Annotated in this window: 23 protein-coding genes; 10 read left to right on the top strand and 13 right to left on the bottom strand. The window is 69.7% G+C overall.

Features of this window, described 5'->3' with window-relative positions; genetic code table 11:
* Nucleotides 1-81: 81 nt before the first annotated feature.
* Nucleotides 82-1,269, bottom strand: coding sequence for an NAD(P)/FAD-dependent oxidoreductase (locus ACWEKS_RS33945; RefSeq protein ID WP_452343882.1), 1,188 nt, complete (start codon nt 1,267-1,269; stop codon nt 82-84).
* A gap of 179 nt (nt 1,270-1,448) precedes the next feature.
* Between ACWEKS_RS33945 and ACWEKS_RS33940 the strand changes: the two genes are divergently transcribed.
* A complete protein-coding gene (locus ACWEKS_RS33940; RefSeq protein WP_452343881.1) occupies nt 1,449-2,168 on the top strand; it encodes a DsbA family oxidoreductase in 720 nt (239 codons plus the stop codon).
* Between the two features lie 6 nt (nt 2,169-2,174).
* Here ACWEKS_RS33940 and ACWEKS_RS33935 read toward each other — a convergent pair whose 3' ends face one another.
* Nucleotides 2,175-3,383: a low temperature requirement protein A gene (locus ACWEKS_RS33935; protein ID WP_452343880.1), complete on the bottom strand. Its 1,209-nt coding sequence runs from the start codon at nt 3,381-3,383 to the stop codon at nt 2,175-2,177.
* A 278-nt stretch (nt 3,384-3,661) separates the two neighbouring features.
* Between ACWEKS_RS33935 and ACWEKS_RS33930 the strand changes: the two genes are divergently transcribed.
* Nucleotides 3,662-4,375, top strand: a complete 714-nt coding sequence (locus tag ACWEKS_RS33930; protein ID WP_452343879.1) for a response regulator transcription factor — start codon at nt 3,662-3,664, stop codon at nt 4,373-4,375.
* Nucleotides 4,365-5,396 (top strand): sensor histidine kinase, encoded by a 1,032-nt coding sequence (locus tag ACWEKS_RS33925; protein ID WP_452343878.1) that lies wholly within the window; start codon nt 4,365-4,367, stop codon nt 5,394-5,396. Before ACWEKS_RS33930 ends, ACWEKS_RS33925 begins: the two co-directional genes overlap by 11 nt.
* Here the strand turns inward: ACWEKS_RS33925 and ACWEKS_RS33920 are convergent.
* The 4 genes from ACWEKS_RS33920 to ACWEKS_RS33905 all read right to left on the bottom strand — a co-directional run bounded on the left by ACWEKS_RS33920 (nt 5,323) and on the right by ACWEKS_RS33905 (nt 8,615).
* Nucleotides 5,323-5,778 carry a hypothetical protein gene (locus ACWEKS_RS33920; protein ID WP_452343877.1) on the bottom strand — a complete coding sequence of 152 codons (456 nt, stop codon included), beginning with the start codon at nt 5,776-5,778 and terminating at the stop codon, nt 5,323-5,325. The two genes, ACWEKS_RS33925 and ACWEKS_RS33920, sit on opposite strands and share 74 nt — an antisense overlap.
* Nucleotides 5,775-6,881, bottom strand: a complete 1,107-nt coding sequence (locus tag ACWEKS_RS33915) for a molybdopterin-dependent oxidoreductase (RefSeq protein WP_452343876.1) — start codon at nt 6,879-6,881, stop codon at nt 5,775-5,777. The genes ACWEKS_RS33920 and ACWEKS_RS33915 overlap by 4 nt, the downstream gene beginning before the upstream one ends.
* A gap of 382 nt (nt 6,882-7,263) precedes the next feature.
* Nucleotides 7,264-7,953 carry a TIGR04282 family arsenosugar biosynthesis glycosyltransferase gene (locus ACWEKS_RS33910; RefSeq protein WP_452343875.1) on the bottom strand — a complete coding sequence of 230 codons (690 nt, stop codon included), beginning with the start codon at nt 7,951-7,953 and terminating at the stop codon, nt 7,264-7,266.
* Nucleotides 7,950-8,615 carry a glycosyltransferase family 2 protein gene (locus ACWEKS_RS33905; protein WP_452343874.1) on the bottom strand — a complete coding sequence of 222 codons (666 nt, stop codon included), beginning with the start codon at nt 8,613-8,615 and terminating at the stop codon, nt 7,950-7,952. Before ACWEKS_RS33905 ends, ACWEKS_RS33910 begins: the two co-directional genes overlap by 4 nt.
* A gap of 125 nt (nt 8,616-8,740) precedes the next feature.
* Here ACWEKS_RS33905 and ACWEKS_RS33900 point away from each other — a divergent pair, with 125 nt between their 5' ends.
* The gene (locus ACWEKS_RS33900) at nt 8,741-10,126 is read left to right on the top strand and encodes a hypothetical protein (RefSeq protein WP_452343873.1); all 1,386 of its coding nucleotides are present in this window, start codon (nt 8,741-8,743) and stop codon (nt 10,124-10,126) included.
* A 15-nt stretch (nt 10,127-10,141) separates the two neighbouring features.
* Here the strand turns inward: ACWEKS_RS33900 and ACWEKS_RS33895 are convergent, their stop codons facing one another.
* Nucleotides 10,142-11,200 (bottom strand): NAD-dependent epimerase/dehydratase family protein, encoded by a 1,059-nt coding sequence (locus ACWEKS_RS33895; RefSeq protein ID WP_452343872.1) that lies wholly within the window; start codon nt 11,198-11,200, stop codon nt 10,142-10,144.
* 229 nt (nt 11,201-11,429) lie between these two features.
* Between ACWEKS_RS33895 and ACWEKS_RS33890 the strand changes: the two genes are divergently transcribed.
* The 3 genes from ACWEKS_RS33890 to ACWEKS_RS33880 are packed head-to-tail and all read left to right on the top strand — an operon-like array spanning nt 11,430 to nt 13,577.
* On the top strand, nt 11,430-12,164 hold the full coding sequence (locus ACWEKS_RS33890) for an ABC transporter ATP-binding protein (RefSeq protein WP_452343871.1): 735 nt from the start codon (nt 11,430-11,432) through the stop codon (nt 12,162-12,164).
* Nucleotides 12,161-12,949 (top strand): ABC transporter permease, encoded by a 789-nt coding sequence (locus ACWEKS_RS33885; protein ID WP_452343870.1) that lies wholly within the window; start codon nt 12,161-12,163, stop codon nt 12,947-12,949. The genes ACWEKS_RS33890 and ACWEKS_RS33885 overlap by 4 nt, the downstream gene beginning before the upstream one ends.
* A gap of 16 nt (nt 12,950-12,965) precedes the next feature.
* A complete protein-coding gene (locus tag ACWEKS_RS33880) occupies nt 12,966-13,577 on the top strand; it encodes a TetR/AcrR family transcriptional regulator (RefSeq protein WP_452343869.1) in 612 nt (203 codons plus the stop codon).
* 404 nt (nt 13,578-13,981) lie between these two features.
* Here ACWEKS_RS33880 and ACWEKS_RS33875 read toward each other — a convergent pair whose 3' ends face one another.
* From ACWEKS_RS33875 to ACWEKS_RS33865, 3 genes are read right to left on the bottom strand one after another with little or no spacing between them, the layout of a single operon-like run.
* Nucleotides 13,982-14,203, bottom strand: a complete 222-nt coding sequence (locus ACWEKS_RS33875) for a Trm112 family protein (protein ID WP_452343868.1) — start codon at nt 14,201-14,203, stop codon at nt 13,982-13,984.
* A 10-nt stretch (nt 14,204-14,213) separates the two neighbouring features.
* Nucleotides 14,214-14,702: a GtrA family protein gene (locus ACWEKS_RS33870; RefSeq protein ID WP_452343867.1), complete on the bottom strand. Its 489-nt coding sequence runs from the start codon at nt 14,700-14,702 to the stop codon at nt 14,214-14,216.
* The gene (locus ACWEKS_RS33865) at nt 14,699-16,900 is read right to left on the bottom strand and encodes a hypothetical protein (protein WP_452343893.1); all 2,202 of its coding nucleotides are present in this window, start codon (nt 16,898-16,900) and stop codon (nt 14,699-14,701) included. Before ACWEKS_RS33865 ends, ACWEKS_RS33870 begins: the two co-directional genes overlap by 4 nt.
* A gap of 403 nt (nt 16,901-17,303) precedes the next feature.
* Here ACWEKS_RS33865 and ACWEKS_RS33860 point away from each other — a divergent pair, with 403 nt between their 5' ends.
* Nucleotides 17,304-18,359: a glycosyltransferase gene (locus ACWEKS_RS33860; RefSeq protein WP_452343892.1), complete on the top strand. Its 1,056-nt coding sequence runs from the start codon at nt 17,304-17,306 to the stop codon at nt 18,357-18,359.
* Nucleotides 18,356-19,495 (top strand): dTDP-4-amino-4,6-dideoxygalactose transaminase, encoded by a 1,140-nt coding sequence (rffA, locus tag ACWEKS_RS33855; protein ID WP_452343866.1) that lies wholly within the window; start codon nt 18,356-18,358, stop codon nt 19,493-19,495. Before ACWEKS_RS33860 ends, rffA begins: the two co-directional genes overlap by 4 nt.
* Before the next feature lie 53 nt (nt 19,496-19,548).
* On the opposite strand, the gene ACWEKS_RS33850 is transcribed toward rffA, so the two are convergent.
* Nucleotides 19,549-20,019, bottom strand: coding sequence for a MarR family winged helix-turn-helix transcriptional regulator (locus ACWEKS_RS33850; protein ID WP_452343865.1), 471 nt, complete (start codon nt 20,017-20,019; stop codon nt 19,549-19,551).
* 115 nt (nt 20,020-20,134) lie between these two features.
* Here ACWEKS_RS33850 and ACWEKS_RS33845 point away from each other — a divergent pair, with 115 nt between their 5' ends.
* A complete protein-coding gene (locus ACWEKS_RS33845; protein WP_452343864.1) occupies nt 20,135-21,610 on the top strand; it encodes an MFS transporter in 1,476 nt (491 codons plus the stop codon).
* Between the two features lie 70 nt (nt 21,611-21,680).
* Here ACWEKS_RS33845 and ACWEKS_RS33840 read toward each other — a convergent pair whose 3' ends face one another.
* Nucleotides 21,681-22,553 (bottom strand): sterol desaturase family protein, encoded by an 873-nt coding sequence (locus tag ACWEKS_RS33840; protein ID WP_452343863.1) that lies wholly within the window; start codon nt 22,551-22,553, stop codon nt 21,681-21,683.
* An 81-nt stretch (nt 22,554-22,634) separates the two neighbouring features.
* Entirely contained in the window at nt 22,635-23,267 is a 633-nt protein-coding gene (locus ACWEKS_RS33835; RefSeq protein ID WP_452343862.1) for a TetR/AcrR family transcriptional regulator, read from the bottom strand.
* Nucleotides 23,268-23,369: the final 102 nt, after the last annotated feature.

The raw sequence follows: 23,369 nt of genomic DNA, 5'->3' as shown, positions 1-23,369 counted from the left end.
GACGGGCCGGGATATCGCATCGATATCCCGGCTACCTGGGCGGACGCGAACCGCAGAGACGTTCGGGTCGTTTCGATGATCTCAGCATGCGATCGCGCGGGTGGCGCGGCCGCCGTTGGCGAACTGCACCTGCATGTTCATGTGCTTGCTCATCTTGTACACCGGCACCGGGCTACCGCTGACCTGCTCCTTGTAGACGACGGCGGCGCGGCCCCTCAGGTACCAGCGGCGCGGGGTGTCGTCGGCCTTGGTGAACTGGATGACCGCGTCCTTGCGGCCCAGGCTCACCGGCTGGTGGATGTAGCCGAAACGGAAGGGCTTCACGGTCTTTCCGCGCAGCCGGCGGGCCAGGCTGTCGGCGGCGTAGGCGGCGGTGGGCATGCCGCTCTGGCAGGTGCCGTGCAGAACGCCGAAGGGCATGCATACCGCGGCGGCGTCACCGATGGGCAGGATCTCCGGGTGCGAGACCGAGCGCAGGGTGGTGTCGGTGACGATCAATCCGCGCTCGTCCACGGCGATTCCGGCCTGAGCGGCCAGCGGCGACACCTTCACGCCCGCGGTCCACAGGGTCAGGTCCGAGGCCATCAGGTCGCCGGTGGTCAGCCGCACGGCATCGGGCAGCACCTTGGCGACCTGCACACCGACCTTGCGGACGATGCCGAGCCGGTCCAGGGCGCGGTTCAGGTGCGCGCGGGCCTTGTCGCCCATCATGTGTCCGGGTTCCTGGGCGCTGATCAGGGTGACTTTCAGGCCCGGGTGCGATTCGGCGATCTCGGTGGCCGCCTCGATACCGGTCAGACCGCCGCCGACCACGGTGACAGTGCCTGCGGCAGCGGCGATTTCGGCGAGCCGGTGCGAGAAGCGGCGGGCCTGACGCGGGTCGTTGAGGGTCCAGGCGTGGTGGTCGGCGCCGGGCACGATCGAGGTGTCGGTGGTGCTGCCGAGAGCGTAGATCAGCGTGTCGTAGGGCAGATCGGTGGCGTCGTCGAGGGTGACGACGCGGGCCTCGGCGTCGATGGCGACGGCGGCCGCGCGCTGGAAGACCACGCCCGAACCGGCCAGCAACTCGGGGATGCGGTGGTCGGCCAGTTCCTGCCCGGCGGCGATCTGGTGCATGCGCAGCCGCTCGGTGAAGCGCTCCGAGGGGTTCACCAGTGTGATGTGGGCGTCCAGCTTGCGGGTGCGGCGGGCCAGGCGGATGGCGGCCAGCATGCCGGTATAGCCGGCGCCGAGGACGACGATTCGGTGGGTATCGGTGGTGGCGTTCATGGTCGGCTCCGTGGGGCTCGTTCCTGCTGGGTCGGGCATGAGACAGGACAGCCCCGCGGAACGTGACAACCCGGCAGTGTGAACTGGGTCACAGCGGAACATTCGGGCCCGGTCGCCGGTTGGCAGAGGGGTGGCCGGACCCTCCGGCCTGCGGAAACAGCGTCGGAGTGTGAGGTGTGATGGCCGTACAGGTCGAGATCTGGACCGATATCAACTGCCCGTTCTGCTATCTGGGCAAGCGGCGTTTCGAGGAGGCGCTGGAGGCGTTCCCGCATCGGGATGCCGTGTCGGTGGTGCACCGGTCCTTCGAGCTGGACCCGACGCTGCCCCGGGACCACAGCGACGCGGTGGTGCCGCACATCGCGGAGAAGTACGGCATCAGCGAGGCGCAGGCCGCCGCCAATGAGCGCGGCATCGGGGCGCAGGCCGAGGCGGTCGGGCTGCCCTATCTGACCTCGGGGCGGGACTTCGGCAACAGCTTCGACATGCATCGGCTGCTGCACTTCTCGCTCGAGCAGGGCAAGCAGGAGCAGCTGCTGGATGCCTTGTACGCGGCCAATTTCGCCGAGGAGGAGCCGCTTTTCGGAGATACCGAACGACTGGTTCGGGTCGCGGTGGCGGCCGGATTCGACGACGCCGCCGTACGCGAGGTGCTCGCGGATCCCGAGGCCTACGCCGACGCGGTGCGTGCCGACGAGGCCGAGGCCGCCCGGCTCGGCGCGCGTGGCGTGCCGTTCTTCGTGCTCGACCGCAAGTACGGGGTGTCGGGCGCGCAGCCGTCGGAGGTGTTCGCGCAGGCGCTGGAACGAGCGTGGAGCGATCACGCGCCGGAGCTCGAGATCGTCGCGGACGGCGAGGCCTGCGGTCCCGACGGTTGCGCGCTGCCGCAACGGGATTGAGCGCGGCTAGCGATCGCCGTCGCGAATGATCCGGTGCCCGAACCCCGAGATGTCCTGCAGGTACGCGCTGCGCTCCCCGGATCGGAGCCGGAGCAGGTCGTCGGCGATCACGAAGCCGTAGGCGACCAGCATCAGGACCACGAGCTGCCCCCAGGCCACCCAGGCGATGCCGATCGGCGCGGTGGCCAGGACGGCGAGCGCGGCGATGAATCGCAGACCCGGGCGGGGAATGCCCAGGGCCAGCCGGAACAGGCACTGGCCCAGCAGGAACAGGGCCACGCCGCCCGAAAGAGCCAGTGCCGCTGCCTTACTCGCCGGCTGATTGCCGTGCCCGATGGTCATGGAGATGCCGGCCGCGGTCAGGATGATGCCGAGCACCAGCACGAACAGTGAATAGCCGTAGGCGAGTACCGCGGTGCGGATCTGCGCCGGGCCCCGCAATGCCCGCAGCCGGTGCTCGCCGCGCTCGTCGTCGAAGCCGAAATAGGCCCACCACAGCACATATCCGAGGGTGAGGCCGAGGCCCGCGGTCGCGACCAGGCCGACGGTGAGGTCCATACCGGTCAGGTTCGCGCCGATGGCCACCACCGATTCGCCCAGCGCGATGATCACGACCAGACCGTGACGTTCGCAGAAATGGCTGGGGCGGATGACGAATCCCTCGGTGCGGACCAGGTACGGCGAGACCACCTGCACCGCGACCGCGATCATCCACAGCACGGCGCGCACCCAGCCCTCGGCGATGCCGCCCGCCAGCACCAGCACCGCGGACACGGCATTGAGCGGCGCGAGACGCAGGATCGCGGAGGTCGCCCCCCGGCTGCCCGACCTTGCGAACATGACGCTGTGCACCGTGTTGATCACGAAGTACCCGAGCCCGAAGGCCAGCCCGGAACCCTGGAACGCACTCGGAATCGCGAGGGCGATCACGAAGAAACCGAACATGCCGATGAGCAGGAACGTGCGGCGCGACGAATTGCTCGGGGCGACCTCATTGGTGAGGAAGACGTACCCGCTGTACATCCACCAGATGATGGCGAACATGAGCGCCACGTGTCCCAGCTCGGACCAGCCGGGATGGTGGGTGAAGGCGTGGGTGAGCTGGGTGATGGTGAAGACGAAGACGAGGTCGAAGAACAGTTCCAGAGTCGAGGCCCGGACCTGTCCGCCTTCCGCTTCGACCTCGCCGGCCGGGCCGGACGTATCGCTGGTCACGTCCAGAGCGTAGAGCCGCCCGGCGCCGGCCGCCGCCTGCGCCCGGCCGCCCTCCCGGCGATTCCGCGCTCGGTGCGCTCAGCACCGCGCCGGCCAGGCGATCGGCCGCCCCGCTACCTGGCGACCACGCGGAGCTCGGCGGGCGCGGGGTCCATGGTTCGACGGTAGGTCCGCAGGGGCGTTGGAGCCGGTCACCGGTGGTGACGAAACTGTGACGGCGACTTGGGAAATGGCTCGGACCAGGTGATTCGCGGTTCGACGCCGCCTAGGGTGGGGAGATGCGGATTCTGGTGGCGGATGACGATCCCGTCGTGCGCGAGGTGGTGCGGCGGTATCTGGAGCGGGACGGGCTCGAGGTGATCGAGACCGCGGACGGGCCGGCGACCGCAGCCGTGCTGGCCCGGAACGAGATCGATCTGGCGGTGCTGGATGTGATGATGCCGCCGCCGGATGGGATCGATCTGACGCGGGCCGTGCGGGCGGGGGCGCATCCGGAGACGCCGATCATTCTGCTGACCGCGCTCGGCGAGGAGGACGATCGGGTGATCGGGTTGCAGGCGGGCGCGGACGACTATGTGACCAAGCCGTTCAGTCCGCGCGAGCTGGCGCTGCGGGTGGCGTCGGTGCTGCGGCGCTCGCATCCGCAGCCGGTGGCCGACGAGGTGCTGCGCGGGGACGGGGTGGAGTTGAACCGGGCGGCGCGGACCGTGGTGGCGGGTGGAACGCCGGTCGAATTGACCGCGCGCGAATTCGATCTGCTGGCCTTCCTGCTGGCGCACCAGCGGCGCGTCTTCAGCCGGCAGGAGTTGCTCGCCGAGGTGTGGGGCTGGAACTTCGGCGACCTGTCCACGGTCACCGTGCACGTGAAGCGGTTGCGCGCCAAACTGGGCGCCGCACATCGGATCGAGACGGTGTGGGGTCGCGGATATGCCTGGGGCCGCGCCGATCTCGGTATCGAACCGGGAACCGAGGAGGTGTCCGGTGCCGACTGATACGCCGGGGCTGATCGGGTACGCGCTGGCCGGCACGCTGCCGGTGGTGGTGATCGGCGCACTGCTGCTGCGCTACACCCGCAATCGCGCGATGACCACGAGCATGGCCGTGCTGGTGCTGATTCCGACGCTGGCCACGCTGTGCGGAGTGGTGGCGGTGAGCGGGCTCATGTTCGGGGCCGAATTCGAGCGCACGGCAGTGGTATTGGCCGTCGTCACCGCGGTCACCGTGCCCGCGGCGATTCTGCTCGGCCGCGAGCAGGCCCGCGCCACGGTGTGGGAGCGCGAGATGCTCGAGCAGGAGCGCGCGGCGGAACGGTCGCGGCGCGAGCTGGTGGCCTGGGTCAGCCACGATCTGCGCACCCCGCTGGCGGGGATTCGCGCCATGGGCGAGGCGCTGCAGGACGGGGTGGTGTCGCGTCCCGAGGATGTGCAGCGGTACGCGGACCAGATTGTGCGCGAGACGAATCGGCTCTCCACGATGGTGGACGACCTGTTCGAGATGTCGAAGATCAATTCGGGGGCGCTGCGGCTGCAGATGGAGCCGGTCGATCTGCGCGAGCTCATCGACGAGGTGCTGGCGGCCAACCGGCCGACGGCCGAACGCGCCCGGATCACCCTGGCCGCAACGCAACCCGAGGACAAGATCGTGGTGGCGGGCAGCGATCGGGCGCTGGGCCGGGTGCTGACCAACCTGGTCGCCAATGCCATCGCGCACACCCCGCCCGGCGGGCGCATCGACATCTCGGCGGGCGCCGACGCCGGGCACGCCTGGGCCCGGGTCGACGACACCGGGCCCGGCATCTCCGAAGCCGATCTGCCGCGCATCTTCGAGGTCGCGTACCGCGGCAGCTCAGCCCGCTCCCCCGGCGCGGCCGAACTCGGCAGCAGCAGCGGCATGGGGTTGGCCATTGCCGCGGGGCTGGTGGCGGCGCACCACGGGGACATCACCGCGCAGAATCGTTCCGACGGTGCGCGATTCGAGGTCCGGCTGCCGCTGCTGACCACCGCCGGGCGGTGAACAGCAGGTAGGCGGCCACCCCCGCCCAGACCACGGCGAGCGCGACCAGCAGGCCGACCGGGTAGTCACGGTTGAGGATGGTGGCATTGCCGGGGACCGCACCCTCGCGGCCGAGCACCGGGACGGCGATGAGGATCAGGGCCAGGCTGATGAACGCGCCCACGACGTAAGCGGGCCACCAGCGGGCGGGGAGCACGAGGCGGCCGAGCGCGCCGGCGAGGGCCGCGGCCGGGCCGAAGACCAGGTTCTCGGCGAGGATGACGCCGATGAACCAGATCGCGACCGAACGCAGGTCCGGGGTGCTCATCTTCAGCAGCAGTTCGACGCCGTACGCGGCCAGGCCGATGCCCAGCGCGCCCAGCAGGATTCGGGTGAACGTCATGACAGTTCCTCGATCGATTTCAGCCATTTGGTCTGCAGGACGCCCGGGCGGCTGGGTGCGATGAGGCGGCAGGGGTAGCCGTGGTCGAGGGCGAGATCTTCGCCATTGAGGCGCAGGGCGATCAGCGTGGCGGCATCCACCACGTGGGTGCGGGGCAGGACGGACGAACCGTAGATGCCGGTCGTCTCCAGGGACACGAAACGCACGTCGCCGCCCCCGTATTCGCCCACGCGGGCCAGCAGGTCGCGCAGGCGGACACCGGACCAGTGGCCCTGCGCGCTCCAGCCCTCGACGCAGGCGATGGGCAGTGCGCTGCCGGTCTGCGGCAGGGCCTCCAGGTCGGCGCGGGAGAAACTGTGTTCGCGGCCACCGACTTTCACCGTCAGCGCGTACTGCGGTGAGCGGGCGGTCTCGGTGACTCCAGCGGCTGTGGCAGTCCGGTTGATCGGAACACCCTGCGGGCCTTCGCCACTGCGTGGCGCGAGCAGGGAGACCCAGCGCAGGAACGGGATCGACTGGCCCGCCACCGCCAGGCCCGCCACGACCGCGCCCAGCCCGGCCGCGGCGAGCACCGCGCGCCGCGAAACACCCGGCTGCGCGCGTTCCGATTCTCCGGCCTGTTCGGCATCCGGGACAGGATCGTCGATCGGGCGCGAAAGCGCCTGCCGTACAACGGGAAGCTTGACCGCCAGATGCACCAGGACCGCACCGAAGGCCACATACGCCATGGCGTGATGCGTGGTGGTGAAGAAGAACTTCCACGGGTAGAACTGCGCGGTATTGAACAGCCCGGTCACGATCTGGAACAGCACCGCGCCGATCAGCACCGCCACCGACAGCCGCTCCAGCGCGTCCGGAAGTCCCCGGCGCAACGACGGTTTGATGAAGAACCGCGGATACACCGACCAGAACTTCACCAGCAGCAGGGGGATCATCATGACCCCGAAAGTCACGTGCGCGCCCTGCGTGAGCCGGTACAGCCACACCGGATGCGCAGGCCACCAGAACCAGTCCGGCGGATGCTGGATCAGATGGCTGATCAGGCCGGTCACGAACAGAATGGAGATGCCGACGCCGAGCGCAATGCCGGTCCGCGCGGCCACGGCCGTGGAGCGGGCAGGACTCAGCCGATCGGAAAGCGCGGCCGGCAGCAACAGTTGGAGCGGCCCGGCCCCCTCGACCCGGCCGGGCCCGTCGACCGGGCCAGGATGAGCTGTCCCACCAGACTGACCGGTCCCGCCCGGCTGGGCTGCCCCGCCGGGTTGAGCTTCCCCGCCGGACTGGGCCGCCCCACCGGACTGGTCCGTCTCGCCGGGCTGAGCTGTGGCGCTCGACTGAACTCTCCCGCTCGACTGGATTTTTCCGCCGGGTTGGGCTGGCCCGCCGGGCGGTGCGGGTTCAGCGGGCGGTGCGGTGGGTTCTGACATGGCGTCCGCGGCGGGGCGGTTCGGGCGGCCGCCGCGGGCTCCTTTCCAAGCTCGAATCTCAGAGTGGGGCGGGGGTTTTCGCGGTCACCAGGTCGGCGACGGCGCATGTGAAGCGGCCGCGGGACACGGCCGCTACGGAGACGGCGTCGGCGTAGGTGTCCACATCGGTGAGGGTGGGGAGGGAGTGCACCCGGAATCCGCTGTGGCGCAGGGCTGTTGCGGTGAGCTCGCAGGTGCGGGGGGTCGACATGGGGACGTCGGTGAGCAGGTGCGCCGGGCGCGGCTCGGAGAGACCGAGGGCCCACCAGCCGCCGTCCGCCGCGGGGCCGAGGACCGCATCGCCGGTGGCCACCAGGCGCGCGGCCGAGCGGTTCAGCAGGTCGGCGTCGACCTGCGGGGTGTCCATGCCGATCTGCAGCACCGGGACACCGAACTCGGCGGCATCGACGTGGGCGTTGGCGAGGCGTTCGCCGAAGGTGTCGCCGCGCTGCGGCACCACGGTCACCTCGCGCAGGGCGGCGGCCAGTTCGACCGAACGCTCGGCGCGGTCGAGGTCGCCGGTCCAGGCGACGACGCTGTGCCGGATGCCGCTCTCGCGCACCGCGTCCAGCGTGTCGAGCAGGGCGCAGGCCGCCAGGTAGGCGGCGTCGACCGGTGAGAACGGCGGTGTGAGGCGGGTTTTGGCGAACCCGGGGATGGGCGATTTGGCCACCACGAGCATGGTGGCGGGGACATCGGTCGGGTTCATCGCACGCTCCAGAAGTCTCGGGCGGCACGCACGGTGCCGAGCCAGGAACCGGAGACCTTGGACTCGCCGTGAGTCCGCGGCCGATAGGTGATGTCGCGCTCCAGCACCAGCCAGCCCGCGCGGGCCGCACCGGTGAGCAGAGCCAGCGGATAGCCGGAGCGGGCGTGCAGGTGGCCGAGCGCCTGCAGGCGGTCGCGGCGGGCCACCCGCATGGCGGCGATATCGTGCACCGACAGGCCATAGCGGCGCCGCAGCCGGAAGGCGAAGGCCCAGTTGCCGATTCGCGCATGCAAGGGTTGCGCGCCGGGTATCGCCGCGCGGCGGCGACCGACCACCATATCGACGCCGGGGCCGAATTCGGCCACCAGCCGCGGAAGTTCGCCGGGATCGAGGGAGCCGTCGCCGTCCAGGACGGCGACCAGTTCGGTGCGGGCGGCGTCGACGCCGGCGTGCACGGCGCTGCCGTAGCCGGGGGTCGATTCGGTCACCACGGTCGCTCCGGCGGCACGCGCGACCTCGGCCGTGCCGTCGGTGGAGCCGTTGTCCACCACGATCACCCGGTAGCCCACCGGAATTGCTGACAGTACGCCGGGAAGCGCTTCCGCTTCGTCCCGGCAGGGGATCACCACCGTGACCCCGGGTACGGAGTCCAACTCGGTCATGGCCTCGACCGTACGGCCAATCGGGGTCTTCCGACCCCGGGACACGCATGACGAAAGTATGACAAGAGCAGGAGAAATGGCGATCCGGACAGTTCCGGCGGGTTTCGGAGCCTAGGGTTTCCGGCATGGCGAACGCTTCCGCGACCCGGGTCGCGCGCTCCGTCTCCACCCGTGCCGACGGCTATTGCGCGCTCGCGGCTCTCGTATTGGTCTGTGCCGCCTTTGTGTTTCCGCGAATCGAGGGCAAACCCTGGCGGGACCGGCTCTACGCCGAGGCCGCGCCGATCTTCGGTGGCTGGCTGCCGCATGTGGGGTGGGGCACGGTGCCGGCCGTCGCCCTCGCCGCGGCCGTGGTGCGCTTCGGCCCCGATCTGGCACGGCGGCTGTCGTGGGGACGACTACTGCTGGCGGCGTGGGCGACGGCGGCGGCGTGGGCGTTCGCGCTGGCCATGGTGGACGGCTGGCAGCGCGGCTTCGCCGGGCGGCTCACCACCCGCGACGAGTACCTGCACGAGGTCGGCGGAGTGCACGACATCGGGGCCATGCTGCGCGGATTCACCGGGCGCATCCTGGATTTCCAGCCCGATTCGTGGACCACCCACGTGTCCGGGCATCCGCCGGGCGCGCTGCTGGTGTTCGTGCTGCTGGACCGGATCGGACTGGGCGGCGGAGCCTGGGCAGGACTGCTGTGTGTGCTGGTCGGGACCAGCACCGCGGCCGCGGTGCCGTTCGCCATCCGGGCGCTGGGGTCCGAGCATCGGGCCCGGGCCGCAACGCCTTTCCTCGCGCTCATGCCCGCGGTCATCTGGATCGCGGTCTCCGCGGACGGGCTCTTCGCCGGGGTGGGCGCCTGGGCGGTGGCATTGCTGGCGTTGGCGACCCGGCTGGAGCGCGGCTGGGTCCTGCTCGCGCTGGCGTCCGGGGCGCTGTTCGGGTTCACCATTTTCCTGAATTACGGCCTGGTGCTCATGGTGATTCCGGCCGCGGCGGTGCTGCTGGCCCGGTCGCTGCGGCCCGCGCTGCCGGCGCTCGCGGCTGCGCTGGCGGTGGTGGCAGTCTTCGCGGCGGCGGGATTCTGGTGGCTCACCGGCTATCACCTCGTGGTGCAGCGCTACTACCAGGGCATTGCCAGCGAGCGGCCCTACTCGTACTGGGTCTGGGGCAATCTCGCGGCGACGGTGTGCGCGGTGGGGCCGGCCACCGCCGCCGCGGGCAGCCGGGTGCTGGTCGAGCTGGAGTTCCTGCCGGTGCAGCCGTGGCGGAACTGGCTCTCGCGCTGGCGCTCCCGCGTCGATCCGGCGGCGCTACTGGCCGCCGCCGGGATCACCGCCATCCTCATCGCGGACATCAGCGGGCTGAGCAAGGCCGAGACCGAACGCATCTGGCTGCCGTTCGATGTGTGGGCGCTGTCGGCGACCGCGCTGCTCCCCCGCCACAGCACGCGCTTCTGGCTCGCCGCGCAGGCGGCGGGGGCGCTGCTCGTCAACCACCTGATCCTGACGAATTGGTGATCGCCGCAGCCGAATTCACCGCCAGGTGGGGGCCCCGTTCCCGGCGGCGGAGCGCAACGGCGCGGTCGCGAATTCGGCGAGCCCCAGACTCGGGGTGACGGCGGCGACGAAACCCAGTGAGCGGCGGGCGCGTTCGGGACTCGCCACGATGTGGCGGACGTCGCCGGCGCGGTAGTCGCCGGTCACCACGGGCTGCTTGCCGCCGCAGGCGCGGGCCAGGGTGGCGGCCACCTCGCCGATGGTGATCGGGGTGCCCGAGGCGATATTGAGCGGGGTGAACGCGCCCAGCGGGTGTTCGAGGGCGGCGACATTGGCCTCCGCGATATCGCGGACGTGAATGAAATCGCGGGCCTGCGTGCCGTCTTCGAACACGCGCGGGGACTCACCCGCCTCGAGTGCGGAGCGGAAGATGGCGGCGACCCCGGAATATGGTGTGTCCCTGGGCATATCGGGTCCGTACACATTGTGGTACCGCAGTGCGGTGACGGTCCCGCCGGTGGCCGCGGCCCAGGCGGTGGCGTAGTGCTCCTGGGCCACCTTGGAGGCGGCGTAGAGGCTGCGCGGACGCAGGGGCGCGTCCTCGTCGATGGGCGCCCAGGTGAGGGGACGGCCGTCGGGGCCGCGGTAGTCGAAGCGGCCGTGGTCGAGATCGGTGCGGGTGCGCGGGGCCGGCTCGGCGGGCACGCCCGCGGAATCGACGTAGCGGCCCTCGCCGTAGACCACCATCGAGGAGGCCAGCACCAGGTGGCGGCAGTGGGCCCGATGCATGGCCGCGAGCAGCACGGCGGTGCCTAGGTCGTTGTGGCTGGCGTAGGCCGGGGCGTCCTGGGCGCTGACGCCCGCGCCGACCACGGCGGCCTGATGACAGACGACGTCGATGCCGTGCAGGAGATCGCCGAGGGCATCGGGGTCGCGCACGTCCACCCGGGCGATGCCGGGCGGGGGCACGGCGGCGGATCCGTGGGCGGCGGCGAGCATGAAGTCGGCCGCGACGACCTCGTGTCCGGCGGCCAGTGCCGCGCGGTGAATGTGCGAGCCGATGAATCCGGCTGCGCCGGTCAGAAGTACACGCATGCGGCGATTCTGGATGGCCCGCCGCCGGAATGCGCCCGGACTGGCCGACCTCGCGTGATTCGTCACGATTTGGTCAGCGGAATCGGTCAGATGCGACCAGATCGCCACGCCGATATGACCAGATCGCCACGCCGGAAAACGACACGCAGCGGGGTCTTGCCCCGGGCCCCGGATGAGCGCACAATTCATCACGTAGTGAATTCAACAGTCGATGAATTGAGGGTGACCCGTGACGGCACCAGCGACGACAACCGACGCCATCGCCATCGAGCACCTGGAAGTGCGGCGCGGCGGGCAACAGGTTCTGCAGAACATCTCCCTGACCGTTCCCCGGGGCAGCATCACCGGGCTGCTGGGGCCGTCGGGGTGCGGAAAGACGACGCTCATGCGCAGCATCGTCGGGACACAGATCATCGAATCCGGGTCGGTGTCCGTGCTCGGCGAGGAGGCCGGATCGCGCGGGCTGCGGCGGCGGGTCGGGTACGTGACCCAGGACCCGAGCATCTACGACGACCTCACCGTGGCCAGCAATGTCGCGTATTTCGGTGCGCTGTACGGGGCTTCGTCCGCCGACGTCGAAACGGCGCTGGCCGCCGTGGGTTTGAGCAGTCATGCGGGGCATCACGGCAACGAGCTGTCCGGCGGGCAGCGCACCCGCGTGTCCCTGGCCTGCGCGCTGGTGGCCGATCCGGAGCTGCTGGTCTTGGACGAGCCCACCGTCGGCCTGGACCCGGTGCTGCGCGCCGACCTGTGGGAGCAGTTCCAGGCGCTCGCGAAACAGGGCCGGACACTGCTGGTTTCGAGCCACGTCATGGACGAGGCCGAGCACTGCGACCGACTGCTGCTGATGCGCGAGGGCCGGTTGCTGGCGCAGCTCACGCCCGCCGAATTGCGGTCCGACACCGGCGAATCCAGTCTGGAGAACGCCTTCCTCAAGCTGATCCGGATGGGAGAAGAGCTGTGACCGCGACCCTTTCACGCCCGGCGGGCCCACGGCCACTGGGTTGTTACACCGCCACCACCGTGCGCATCCTGCGGCAGCTGCGCGCCGATCACCGCACCGTCGCCATGATCGTGCTGGTGCCCGCGCTGCTCATGACGCTGCTGTATTTCGTATACAAGAACTATCCGACCATGCCGGGCGCGCCGCGGCTGTTCGACCGGGTCGGCATCACCATGCTCGGCATCCTGCCGTTCGTGGTCATGTTCCTCATCACCGCCATCGCCATGCAGCGCGAACGGGTTTCGGGCACGCTGGAGCGATTGATGACCACGCCGCTGTCCAAATTCGACCTGCTGGCCGGGTACGGGACCGCGTTCTCCATCGCGGCCGCGGTGCAGGCAGCGGTGGCCTGCCTGGTGGCGTTCTGGCTGCTCGGGCTGAACGCGGCGGGCAGCCCGGGGCTGGTGGTGCTGATCGCGGTGGTCGACGCGATGCTCGGGGTCGCGCTGGGCCTGCTGGCAAGCGCGTTCGCGCGCACCGAGTTTCAGGCCGTACAGTTCATGCCCGTGATCGTGCTGCCGCAATTCTTCCTGTGCGGCCTGCTGGTGCCACGCGGGCAGCTGCCGAGCTGGCTGGAGGCGATCAGCAATGTGCTGCCGCTCAGCTACGCCGTCGACGCGCTGGAGCAGGTGTCCACGCACACCGGGGCCACCGGGCAGATGTGGCGGGATGTGCTGATCGTGGCCGTCTTCGCCGCCGTCGCACTGGGATTGGGCGCGGCCACCCTGCGCCGGCGCACCGCATGACCGGGAGACACGCGGCGTGAGCGCAGGCAACGGGACCCGCAGCGGTCGGCGTCCGGGCAATTCCGGCACCCGGGAGGCGATTCTGGACGCCGCCCGGGTGCGCTTCGCCGAGGTCGGGTTCGACCGCGCCTCCATCCGCTCCATCGCCACCGCGGCCGGAGTGGATCCCGCACTGGTGCACCACTACTTCGGTACCAAACACCAATTGTTCGCCGCCGCCCTGCAACTCCCCGTCGACCCCCAGACCATCCTCGCCGGCTTCGCCGCCGTCCCCGTGGAAAACCTGGGCGCCCACATCGTCCGCACGGTCGTCGGCATCTGGGACTCCCCCGTCGGCATGCCCGCCGTAGCCGCCTTCCGCAGTCTCCTCGCCAGCGACGACCCCACCCTGGCGCGCGCCTTCATCCTGGAAATAGTCCTGAAAGAGATTCGCCCCCTGGTCGATTCACCCCCCGGCACCGGCGCCCAACGCGCCGCCCTCGCCGCCTCCCAGCTGGCCGGCCTCCTGGTAACCCGCAAGATCGTCCGCCTGGAACCCATCGCCTCCATGCCGGTCGAAGACCTCGTCGCCACCATCGGCCCCACCCTGCAACGCTATTTCACCGGCGATCTCCCCCAGCAGGGCTGACCCAGCCCGAGACATCCACCGGCAGAATCGAACCCGCTACTACTCTGGCCAGCGGGCCTCTGCGCGCGAGGCGCCCCTTCTCGCTGCGACGGTGTCCCCTGCTGCGCCACCGCTACCCAACCCTGCTGCTGCCCCGGCTGCGGTACGACCCTTGGGGCCGAGTGACCCAACCTTGCGGCTGCCCAGCCGTGACATGCGACTGCAGTGCCCCCAGGGCCACAATCGCCGCAACGGTGAAAACCCGGAAACCAGGACCCAGCAGCACGCTGCGCGAGCCTCGGGCATGCATCAGCTTGGAGCCGATATCGACCAGCAGGGCCGCGGCCGGCACCGCGCCCGCGCGAGCCGGCCGACGCCGGGACGCAGCCCGGTCAGCGGGCCTTCATGGAAGGCGCGCGGGGGGATCAGGATTGGGTGACGAAGAGGGTGTGTTCGTCGTCGGAGACGTCGCGGGCCTCGTCGACGAGGAGGACCGGGATGCCGTTGTCGACCGGGTAGGCGCGGCGCAGGCGGGGGTTGTAGAGCACGGTGTCACCGGTGGCGGTGTGGACCAGCTGCAGGGGGCCCTTGTCCTGGGGGCAGGCGAGCAGGCTCAGCAGGGTGGGGTCCAGGGTTTCCTCCGACATGTCCGACAACCTACCGGTCGGCGTGGGCAGGAGGGGAATCGGCGGGGCGGCGGAAGCTGATGTGGCGGTGGCCGAAGTAGCTGGCCACCGCGACCAGGCCCATGACCACCACGGCGGCCGGTTTGGCGGGGGCGTGCAGCAGGGAGACGGCCAGCTGCAGCAGCACCATGTTCAGCACCATGCCGACCGCGTTCACGCCGACGAAGGCCACGAAGTCGCGCAGCAGGTGGCCGCGCACCCGGAACACCAGGGTGCGATGCAGGACGAAGGCCACCACCATGCTGACCGCGTAGGCCAGCGCCACCGACAGGGCGGCGGCCACGTCCTTGGACACCACGCCGCCGAGGACGGTCAGCCAGACGATGGTGAGCACCATGCCCATCAGCGTGTTGAAGCCGCCGACCAGGGCGAAGGCGATCTCCTGCCGACGCACCAGCCGGAGCAGCGGCCCGGCCGGGGCGGGCTCGGCGCCGGTGAGCGAGGGACGCGTCTCGGTCACTTGGCGGTGCCCACCAGTTCGCGGTCCGGATCGTCGTCGAGCTGTTCGGCGGCGGGCACGTCCTGTCCGCGCCGGCGCGAGCGAACGTACAGCCACTGGAGCAGCCCGAGGCCGACGAGTCCGCCCGCGGCACTGCCGATTCCGATCTTCCAGCCCGGCGGCCGCCAGCTCACCTCCAGCACGGCCTTGTCGGTGCCGGCCGGAATGTCCACGGCCACGAAGACTTTCGCGACGGTGTGGAACGGGACGGTCTTGCCGTTGAGGGTGACGCGGTAGCCGGGCCAGCCCAGGCGCGCGAAGGTGACGCGGCCGCCGGTCTCCGAGGAGACCTGTACGCGGCTGGTGGTGTCGGTCTCGTCGAGCGAGGTGGCGGTGACATCGTGGGCGTCGCCGACGCGGCCGTTGACCGTGGAGATCGGGCCGTTGTCGCGCTCGAGCACCCAGATGTACTTCTCGTGCCCGGGCACGTCGACGAAGTGCCAGCCCTCCGGGGCGGGTTGGTCACCGGCGTCGGGGAACATGGCCTTCTGCAACACGACCCGGTCGATCAGCATGAGGTCGGCGAGGGTGCGGCCGGTGGCCGGCTCGGCGCTGAACAGCCGGCGGTACGCGTCGGGGCAGACGCTGGAATCCCAGCGCATGCAGAGCATTTCACCGAAGTAGAAGTGCCCGTTGGGCGTATAGCCGTTGACGTAGTCCTGCTGCAGGTCCTTGGCGTAGTTGCCCCACACCAGCGACCCGTACGCGCCCTGCAGGTTCTTGTCGGCGGGCTGCAGCAGGCCGCGGTCGGAGAGCTGCAGGGTGGTGCCGGCCTGGAACTTCGGGAAGGCGGCCATGGCCTCGTTGCGGTCGGCGGGCAGGTTCCACGACATGGGCGTGGGCTGCACCCACCACACCTGGAACCAGGCGATCGGCACCATGGCGGCGATGACCAGCGCGGTGGCTCCGGTGGCGCCGCGGGTGCGGCCCAGCCACACCGCGCCGAACCCGAGGGCGATCACCACGGCGGCCGAGCCCAGGTGCCACAGCACCCGGTGCGGGTCGGCGGAGAAGGTGCGCACCCACAGGGCCAGGACCAGCACCAGTGCCGAGATGATCCGCGTGTTGCGGTCCCGCAGCGTGGCGAAGCGGCCCAGCAGCACGCACACCAGCACGAGCAGACCCAGCGCCAGCATGGGCAGCACGCGGGCGGGCCAGCGCAGCGGGCCGACGGTGCCGGGCCCGGCGGTCCACATGAGCGCCATCAGCGCGAACAGGGCAATCGCGACGAACTGCTTCCAGTGTTTCTGCGCCGCTTTCCAATCCACGAACGCCAGCGCCGGGATCAGGAACCAGGCGATGTAGGTCATGGGCAGCGGCTGGACGTAGCCCCACCACGAGGTGAACGCGGGCATGGTGGTCGGCAGGCTGGCGTTCAGCGATTCGGACCACGGCACGGTCAGGAACTGGTCGTTATTGATCTGCGAATTGCCGCGCCAGCTCACCTGCGCCGACAGCATCGAGGGCAGGAAGGTCAGCAGACCCGCCGTGCCCGCGCAGGCCGCCGCCGCGGCCAGGCGCAGCAGCGGGCCGAAGGCGTCGCGCCACTGCGGCCAGGTCCGCGGCCCCCGGCACACCAGGTAGCCGACGGCCACCGCGATCAGCATGAGCACGGCCTCGACCGCGGGGAACACGTACTGCACCGAGATCGCCAGGTACAGGTACACGAAGACCGGGATCGGACCGCCCTGCCCGCGCAGGTAACGCTCCGCGGACGCCCAGGCGTGGATCATCCAGGCGGTGCCGGCCATGGCGGTGAACCAGCTGGCCGAGTCGAAGAACAGGAAGAAGCCGGTGAACGGCATGGCCACCCCGGCCACCGCGGCCCACTGCGGGCGGGCGCCGTACACCAGGCACACCCGGTACACGCCGAGCCCGGTGATGATCGCGAAGACCAGCTTCACGATGGTCGCGTACACGGCCAGGTTCGGCACCGAGGGCGCGATCAGATCGATCAGCAGCTGCGGCGGGTTGAACAGTCCCGCTTCCTCATTGGTGTAGTTGCCCGTCATCCACTGGTCCGGAATCAGCAGCGGGAAATGGCCGTCACGGAAGGCCCGGCCGAAGAACACCCACAGGCCGGTGTACTGGGATTCGGTGTCATCGGTGAAGAAGTGGCGGGAGTTGGCCAGGATGACAGCCAGATACCCGAGGGTCACCCCGATCGAAGTGACGATGCCCCAGCGATACACCTCGCGCCGAGCCGCCTTATCGTCCTGCCCGGATTCGGCGGCCCCGACCACCTTGGAAACTGAGCTTTCCACCACGAGTTCCAGACCCTACAGGGCGGCGATGTCGATGGCACTTACGCCAAGCCGTTGGGAGGTATGGGCGCCGTTGCGGGGGATGGACATGGGGAATGATGGGCCGGGTGTCGACACTTCGCCCCGAATGCCGCGCCGAGCAGCGTGTTAGAGTTCAGCGCGGCTCGGGCTCCGGTTTCCGGGCTGGAGTTCCGGCGCACACCGTCATCGAAAGTACATTCAGCTGATGCCGATTCCGTCCGCCCGCGCCTACGCGAGCGACCCCAGCGTGACCTCCGGCAGCGAGCGCCCGGCGCGGGTGCACGCTGTCTCCGTCGTGGTGCCCGTGTACCGCGGCGAGGAGACGATCGCCGCACTGGTCAGTGAGCTGGACAAGCTCGGGGAGCCGGTCACCACGCCGCAGGGCGCCACCTTCCGGGTCGAGGAGATCGTGCTGGTGCACGATCACGGGCCCGACCGCTCCGACGTGGTGCTGCAGGAGCTCGCCGAAACCTACCCGCAGGTGCGGGTCGTGTGGTTGAGCCGCAATTACGGCCAGGATGCCGCCACCATCGCCGGTATGGCCGCCGCGCAGGGCGACTGGACCGTCACCATGGACGAGGACGGCCAGCACGATCCGGCCTTCATCGCCGACTTCCTGGACGCGGCGCTCGAGCAGCGGGCCGATCTGGTCTACTCCAAGCCGGTCAACACCCGCCCGCACGGCTTCCTGCGCAATGTCACCTCGCGCGGCGCGAAGATCGTGCTGGCGACGGTGTTCGCCTTCCCGGACTCCACCCGCTTCGAGAGCTACCGGCTGATCCGCGGCGATATCGCGCGGCAGCTGGCGCAGGTCGCCTCCAATGGCGTGTACCTGGATGTGGCGCTCACCTGGGTGGTGGGCGAGGCGGCGCAGGTGCCGGTGCAGTTGCGCGCCGAGGGCCGCGAGGAGTCGGGTTACAACTACCGGCGGCTGTTCTCGCTGTTCTGGAAGATGGTGCTGTGCAGTGGAACTCGCGGCCTGCGGCTGGTGAGCATGCTGGGTGTGACGCTGGCGCTGGGCGGGCTGGCCATGGCGGGGTGGGTGGTGTACCACCGGCTGACCGACAGCGGCACCGACCCCGAGGGCTGGGCCTCGCTCATGACGGTGCTGCTGCTGTGCTCGGGCGCGGTGCTGTTCTCGCTGGGTTTGATCGCCGAATACCTCGGTGTGGCACTGCATGTGCTGGTCGGCAAGCCGCTGTATCTGACGGTGGATTCGCCGACGCCGCGGCCGCGGCAGTTGCGCGGCGGAATCCGCTACGACGGTGGAAATCACCACGGCGGCACGACGAATCGGTTCGACGAAGACATCGAGGGGGAGCTCCGCGCGTGAGCAGTGACCGCATCATCTTCAGCCGCCCGTTCCGCGCCGCGCGCGAGCTGCCGAATGTGGAGGCCGTGCTGTCCTCGGACCACAGCCACGGCGACGGTCCCTTCACCGCGACCGCCACCACGAAACTGCGTGACATCACCGGCGCGCCGCACGCGCTGCTCACCACCTCGTGCACGCACGCGCTCGAAATGGCCGGGCTGCTGCTGGAGCTCGGGCCCGAGGACGAGGTGATCGTCCCGAGTTTCGCGTTCACCTCCAGTGCGACGGCCATGGCGTTGCGCGGCGCGACCGTGGTGTTCGCCGATATCGACGCCGCCACCGGCAATCTGGATCCGGAGTCGGTGGCCGCGGCGGTCACTCCGCGCACCAAGGCCGTCATGGTCATCCACTACGGCGGTGTGGCCGCCGACATGGAGGGGCTGCAGCGGCTGGCCGACGCGCACGGCTTCGCCATCATCGAGGACAACGCGCACGGCCTGGGCGGCTACTACCGGGGCCGCCCGCTGGGCACCATCGGCACCGTGGGCGCGCTGTCCTTCCACGACACCAAGAACGTGCACTGCGGTGAGGGCGGCGCGGTGCTGCTCACCGACGAAATCCTCATGGCGCGTGCGGAAATCATTCGCGAGAAGGGCACCGACCGGGCCCGCTTCCTGCGCGGCGCGGTGGACAAGTACTCCTGGCAGGACATCGGATCCTCCTACCTGCCCAGCGAATTGAACGCCGCCGTCCTCGACGCCCAGCTCGCCGAGTTCGACACCATCCAGCGCAACCGCCACCGCGTGTGGGACACCTACGCCGCCGCGCTCCCGGACTGGGCCGCCCGCAACGACATTCGCCTCATGACGGTGCCGTCGGACCGCGAGCACACCGCGCACCTGTACTACCTGCGCGTCCCCACCGAGCACCGCCGCGACGACCTCATCGCGCACCTGTCCCAGCGCGGCATCGTGGCCCCCTTCCACTACGTCCCCCTGGACTCCTCCCCCGCCGGGCTCAAGCTCGGCCGTACCCCGTTCCCGTGCGTGCGCAGCGCCGAGTTCTCGGCCACCCTGGTGCGGCTCCCCCTGTGGCCGGGCCTGACCGAGGAGCAGCTGACCCGCGTCGTCGACGGCGTCACCAGCTTCACCGTCTAGTAGCCGCGAGCCCGGCGGCATCGCGGATGCCGTTGCCACACGAGGGGTCCGCGTCAGGGGCGCGCGGAAATACGGTTTCGGTAGCGGTCGATGTCGGCGTTCAGGCGCGCGAGGGAGTCGGCGAGGGCGGTGACCTCCGCGTCGGTCCAGTCGGCGACGATCTGGTCGAGATGGCGGATGCTCTGTGCGCGTTCGCCGTTCAGGCGGGACGCGCCTTCGGGGGTGAGGCGGAACTTGCGGGCGATGCCGCCGTCGGGGTCGGGGATGCGGTCGGCGAGGCCGGCGCGGAGCAGCGCCGCGGTCTGCCGGTTCAGGGTGGAGACGTCGAGGCCGAGGATTTCGCTGAGCCTGCCGATGGACATCGGGCCCTCGGCTTCGAGCAGGCTCAGCAACAGGTAGGCGCTGCGATCGAGGCTGGTGTCGGTCGCCTTGCGCGCGATGAGGCTGAAACGGGCCATCAGCATGGTCTGGAACTCCAGCAATTCAGTGGGCTTCGGCACGTCCCGTCCTTCCGCGATCCGCATTGACCTGCGGGTTCAACCCCTGTTCACCCACACCCTAGCGTTGTGCATCCGCCACTGCATGTGCATCTTGCACTTTATGTGTACAGTACACATGATTCCATCGTGAGGAGATCCCATGACCCAACCCGATTCCGCTACGGCGTCCGGCTCGACGCCGGCGCGCACGGGCGCGGGCCGCACCCTCGCGGTGCTCGCCTACGCCGGTGTCATCGCGTCGCTCATGCAGACGCTGGTGGTGCCGCTGCTGGGTGAGCTACCCCGCATCTTGAATACCTCGGCCTCGAACACCAGCTGGGTGGTCACCATCACGCTGCTCGTCGCGGCCGTCGCCACCCCCGTCGCGGGCCGGCTCGGCGACATGTACGGCAAGCGGCGCATGATGATCGCTTCCACCATTCCGCTCATCGTCGGGTCGATCGTGTGTGCGGTGTCCGATTCGCTGGTGCCGATGATCGTCGGCCGCGGTCTGCAGGGACTCGGCGTCGGCATCATCCCGCTCGCCATCGCCCTGCTGCGCGATGTGATGCCCGCCGAACGGCTCGGCTCGTCGATCGCGCTGATCAGCTCGTCGCTGGGCATCGGCGGCGCACTGGGCCTGCCGATCGCCTCGGCCGTCACCCAGTACAGCAGCTGGCGTGTGATGTTCTGGGTCGCGGCGGGCCTGGTGGGCATCGCCACCGCGTTGATCGTGACCCTGGTGCCCGAGGGCAGCTCCGAAGGACCGTCGGGCCGTTTCGACCTTCCCGGTGCGGTGCTGCTCGGCGCCGGTCTGGTGTCGTTCCTGCTGCCCGTGTCGAAGGGCGCGACCTGGGGCTGGACCAGCGGTACCACGCTGGGGTTGTTCGCTGCGGCGGTCGTCATCCTGCTCGCCTGGGGCTGGTGGGAGCTGCGGTCGCCCGAGCCGCTGGTGGACCTGCGCACCACCGCGCGTCCGCAGGTGCTGGTCACCAACCTCGCGAGTATCGCGATCGGTGTCGGCATGTACGCACTGCAGTTGAGCATGCCGCAGCTGTTGCAGCTGCCGACGTCGCTGGGTTACGGCCTGGGTCAGTCGATGATCATGATGGGGCTGTGGATGGCCCCCGGCGGCATCATGATGATGCTCGTCTCACCGGTGGGCGCCCGCCTGTCCGCCGCGCGCGGCCCGAAGATCACCCTGTTCACCGGCGCGTTGACCATGGCCGCCGGGTACGGGGTGGCACAGCTGACGATGGGCTCCACCTGGGGTCTGGAGCTGGTGAACATCATCTGCAGCACGGGTGTGGCGCTCGCGTACGGCGCGATGCCGGCGCTGATCATGAGTGGGGTGCCGCTGTCGGAGACGGCCTCCGCCAACAGCTTCAACACCCTGATGCGCTCGATCGGCACCTCCGTCTCCTCGGCGGTCGTGGGCGCGGTGCTGGCACAGCTGACCATCTCGGTTGGCGGCCATGCCATTCCGACCGAGAACGGCTTCCGCACGGTGTTCCTGATCGGCAGCGCAGCCTGCCTGGTGTCCGCGGTGATCGCGCTCGCGATCCCGGTCCGCAAGGCGGTCGCGGCCCGCACCACCGCAGCAGCCGAGCCACAGAAGGTACTGGCGGAGAACTGAACCGGAGCGCACGGAACACGGCCGATTTTCGAAAGCCCGGTCCAGGACCGGGCTTTCGTGCGGTGCGAGCTCAGGCGGGCTGGTCGCGCAGTTCCGGCGGCCGCCAGCCGGGCGGGGCGAAGATGTAGCCGAGTTTGTTGCGGTAGCCGTCGGCGGCGCGGACGTCGCGAATGATGTTGCCGTACTCGTGGTATTGCAGCTTCAGGAGGTTGTAGGTGCCGACCGGTTTGGTGAGACCGTAGGTGGGGCGGTGCATTTCGGGCCGGAAGGTGCCGAACATGCGGTCCCAGATGATGAGGATGCCGGCGTAGTTCTTGTCGAGATATTCGGGGTCGCTGCCGTGGTGGACGCGATGGTGCGACGGGGTGTTGAAGACGAATTCGATGGGGGCCCAGAGCTTTCCGATGGTCTCGGTGTGGGTGAAGAACTGGTAGATCAGGTTGAGGGTGAACGCGATGTAGATCGTCCAGGGGGCGAAGCCCAGCAGCGGCAGGGGCGCCCAGAAGACGGCCTCGGACCACGGATTCCACTTCTGCCGCAGGGCGGTTCCGAAGTTGAAGTACTCGCTGGAGTGGTGGGCCTGATGGGCAGCCCAGCCGATGCGGACGCGGTGGGAGAAGCGGTGGTTGAGGTAGAAGAGCAGGTCGAGGACCACCGTCAGCAGCACCCAGCTCCACCAGGCGCCGGTCGGGAGGTGCCACGGCGCGAGATAGGTCCATATCAGGACGAACAGCACCAGACTGGCCGTCTTGAACACGAAGGACGAGACCATCGAGCCCATGCCCATGCTCAGACTGGCACGGGTGTCGGGAGTCAGGTACCCGGTCGCCTGCTCGCGGTCGCTGTCGCGCAGTGTCACCGCCTCCGCCGCGATGCACAGCAGGAACACCGGGATCGCGTAGAGCAGCGGCGTGTTGATCTCGTGCCAGACCTGCGACAACATCGAACCTCCATGAATTGACCGATTCGTAAGTTACCAATCGGTCAATTCAATGGCAAGAGCTCGAACCGCTCCCGGTCGAATTCAGGTGAGCGCGGCGAACAGCCGGGCGCTGCGCGCGATCATGGCCTCGGCCGTCTCGTCGGGATGACCCAGCCACCAGTCGACGAGGGCGGCGACCAGCCCGGTCCACACCGCGATCAGCGCGGACAGATCCTGCGGGTCGGTCAGCCCGTGTCCCGACACGAACGCGCCCACACCCTGATCGGTCTGGGCCGCGATGCGTGCGCGCGCGGCCAGCGCGGCGTCCGCCGCGGGTCCCTCGGCCGGATGGGACTGGTCGTGCACGACCTTCCAGTCGTAGGGCCGCGGCTCCAGCGCGGTGAAGATCGCGGCCAGCGTGCGCTCGGCCATCTCCAGCGAGGCCGTCCCCGAGATGGCTTCGTCGATCGCGTCCCCGAGCACGCCCGCGGCCCGCTGCACGCAGGCCACGTACAACCCGTCCTTGGACCCGAAATACCCGTACACCAATGGTTTCGACACCCCGGCCCCCGCCGCCACCACCGCCGGTGACAGCCCCGCGTACCCGACCCGCGCGATCTCCGCGGCCGCCACATCGAGGATCTGCGCCTCCCGCTCGGCTCGCGGCACCCCCTTGGTCCCCGCCGTGCCGACCCGCTTCACGGCTCCGCTCCCACCTCCGACATCCGATCGCATGCTCGAAAATTACCATTCGGTCAATTCGATGGATCGCAGGCGAAATGCGAACGCGCCCCGGCCCTGCCGTGTCTTCTTCGGTACGACACGGTGGCGGGGGCG

It is taken from the genome of Nocardia sp. NPDC004711 (assembly GCF_053601595.1).
The sequence above is the reverse complement of the archived record's forward strand: the minus strand, read 5'-3'. Positions and strand labels throughout refer to the sequence as shown.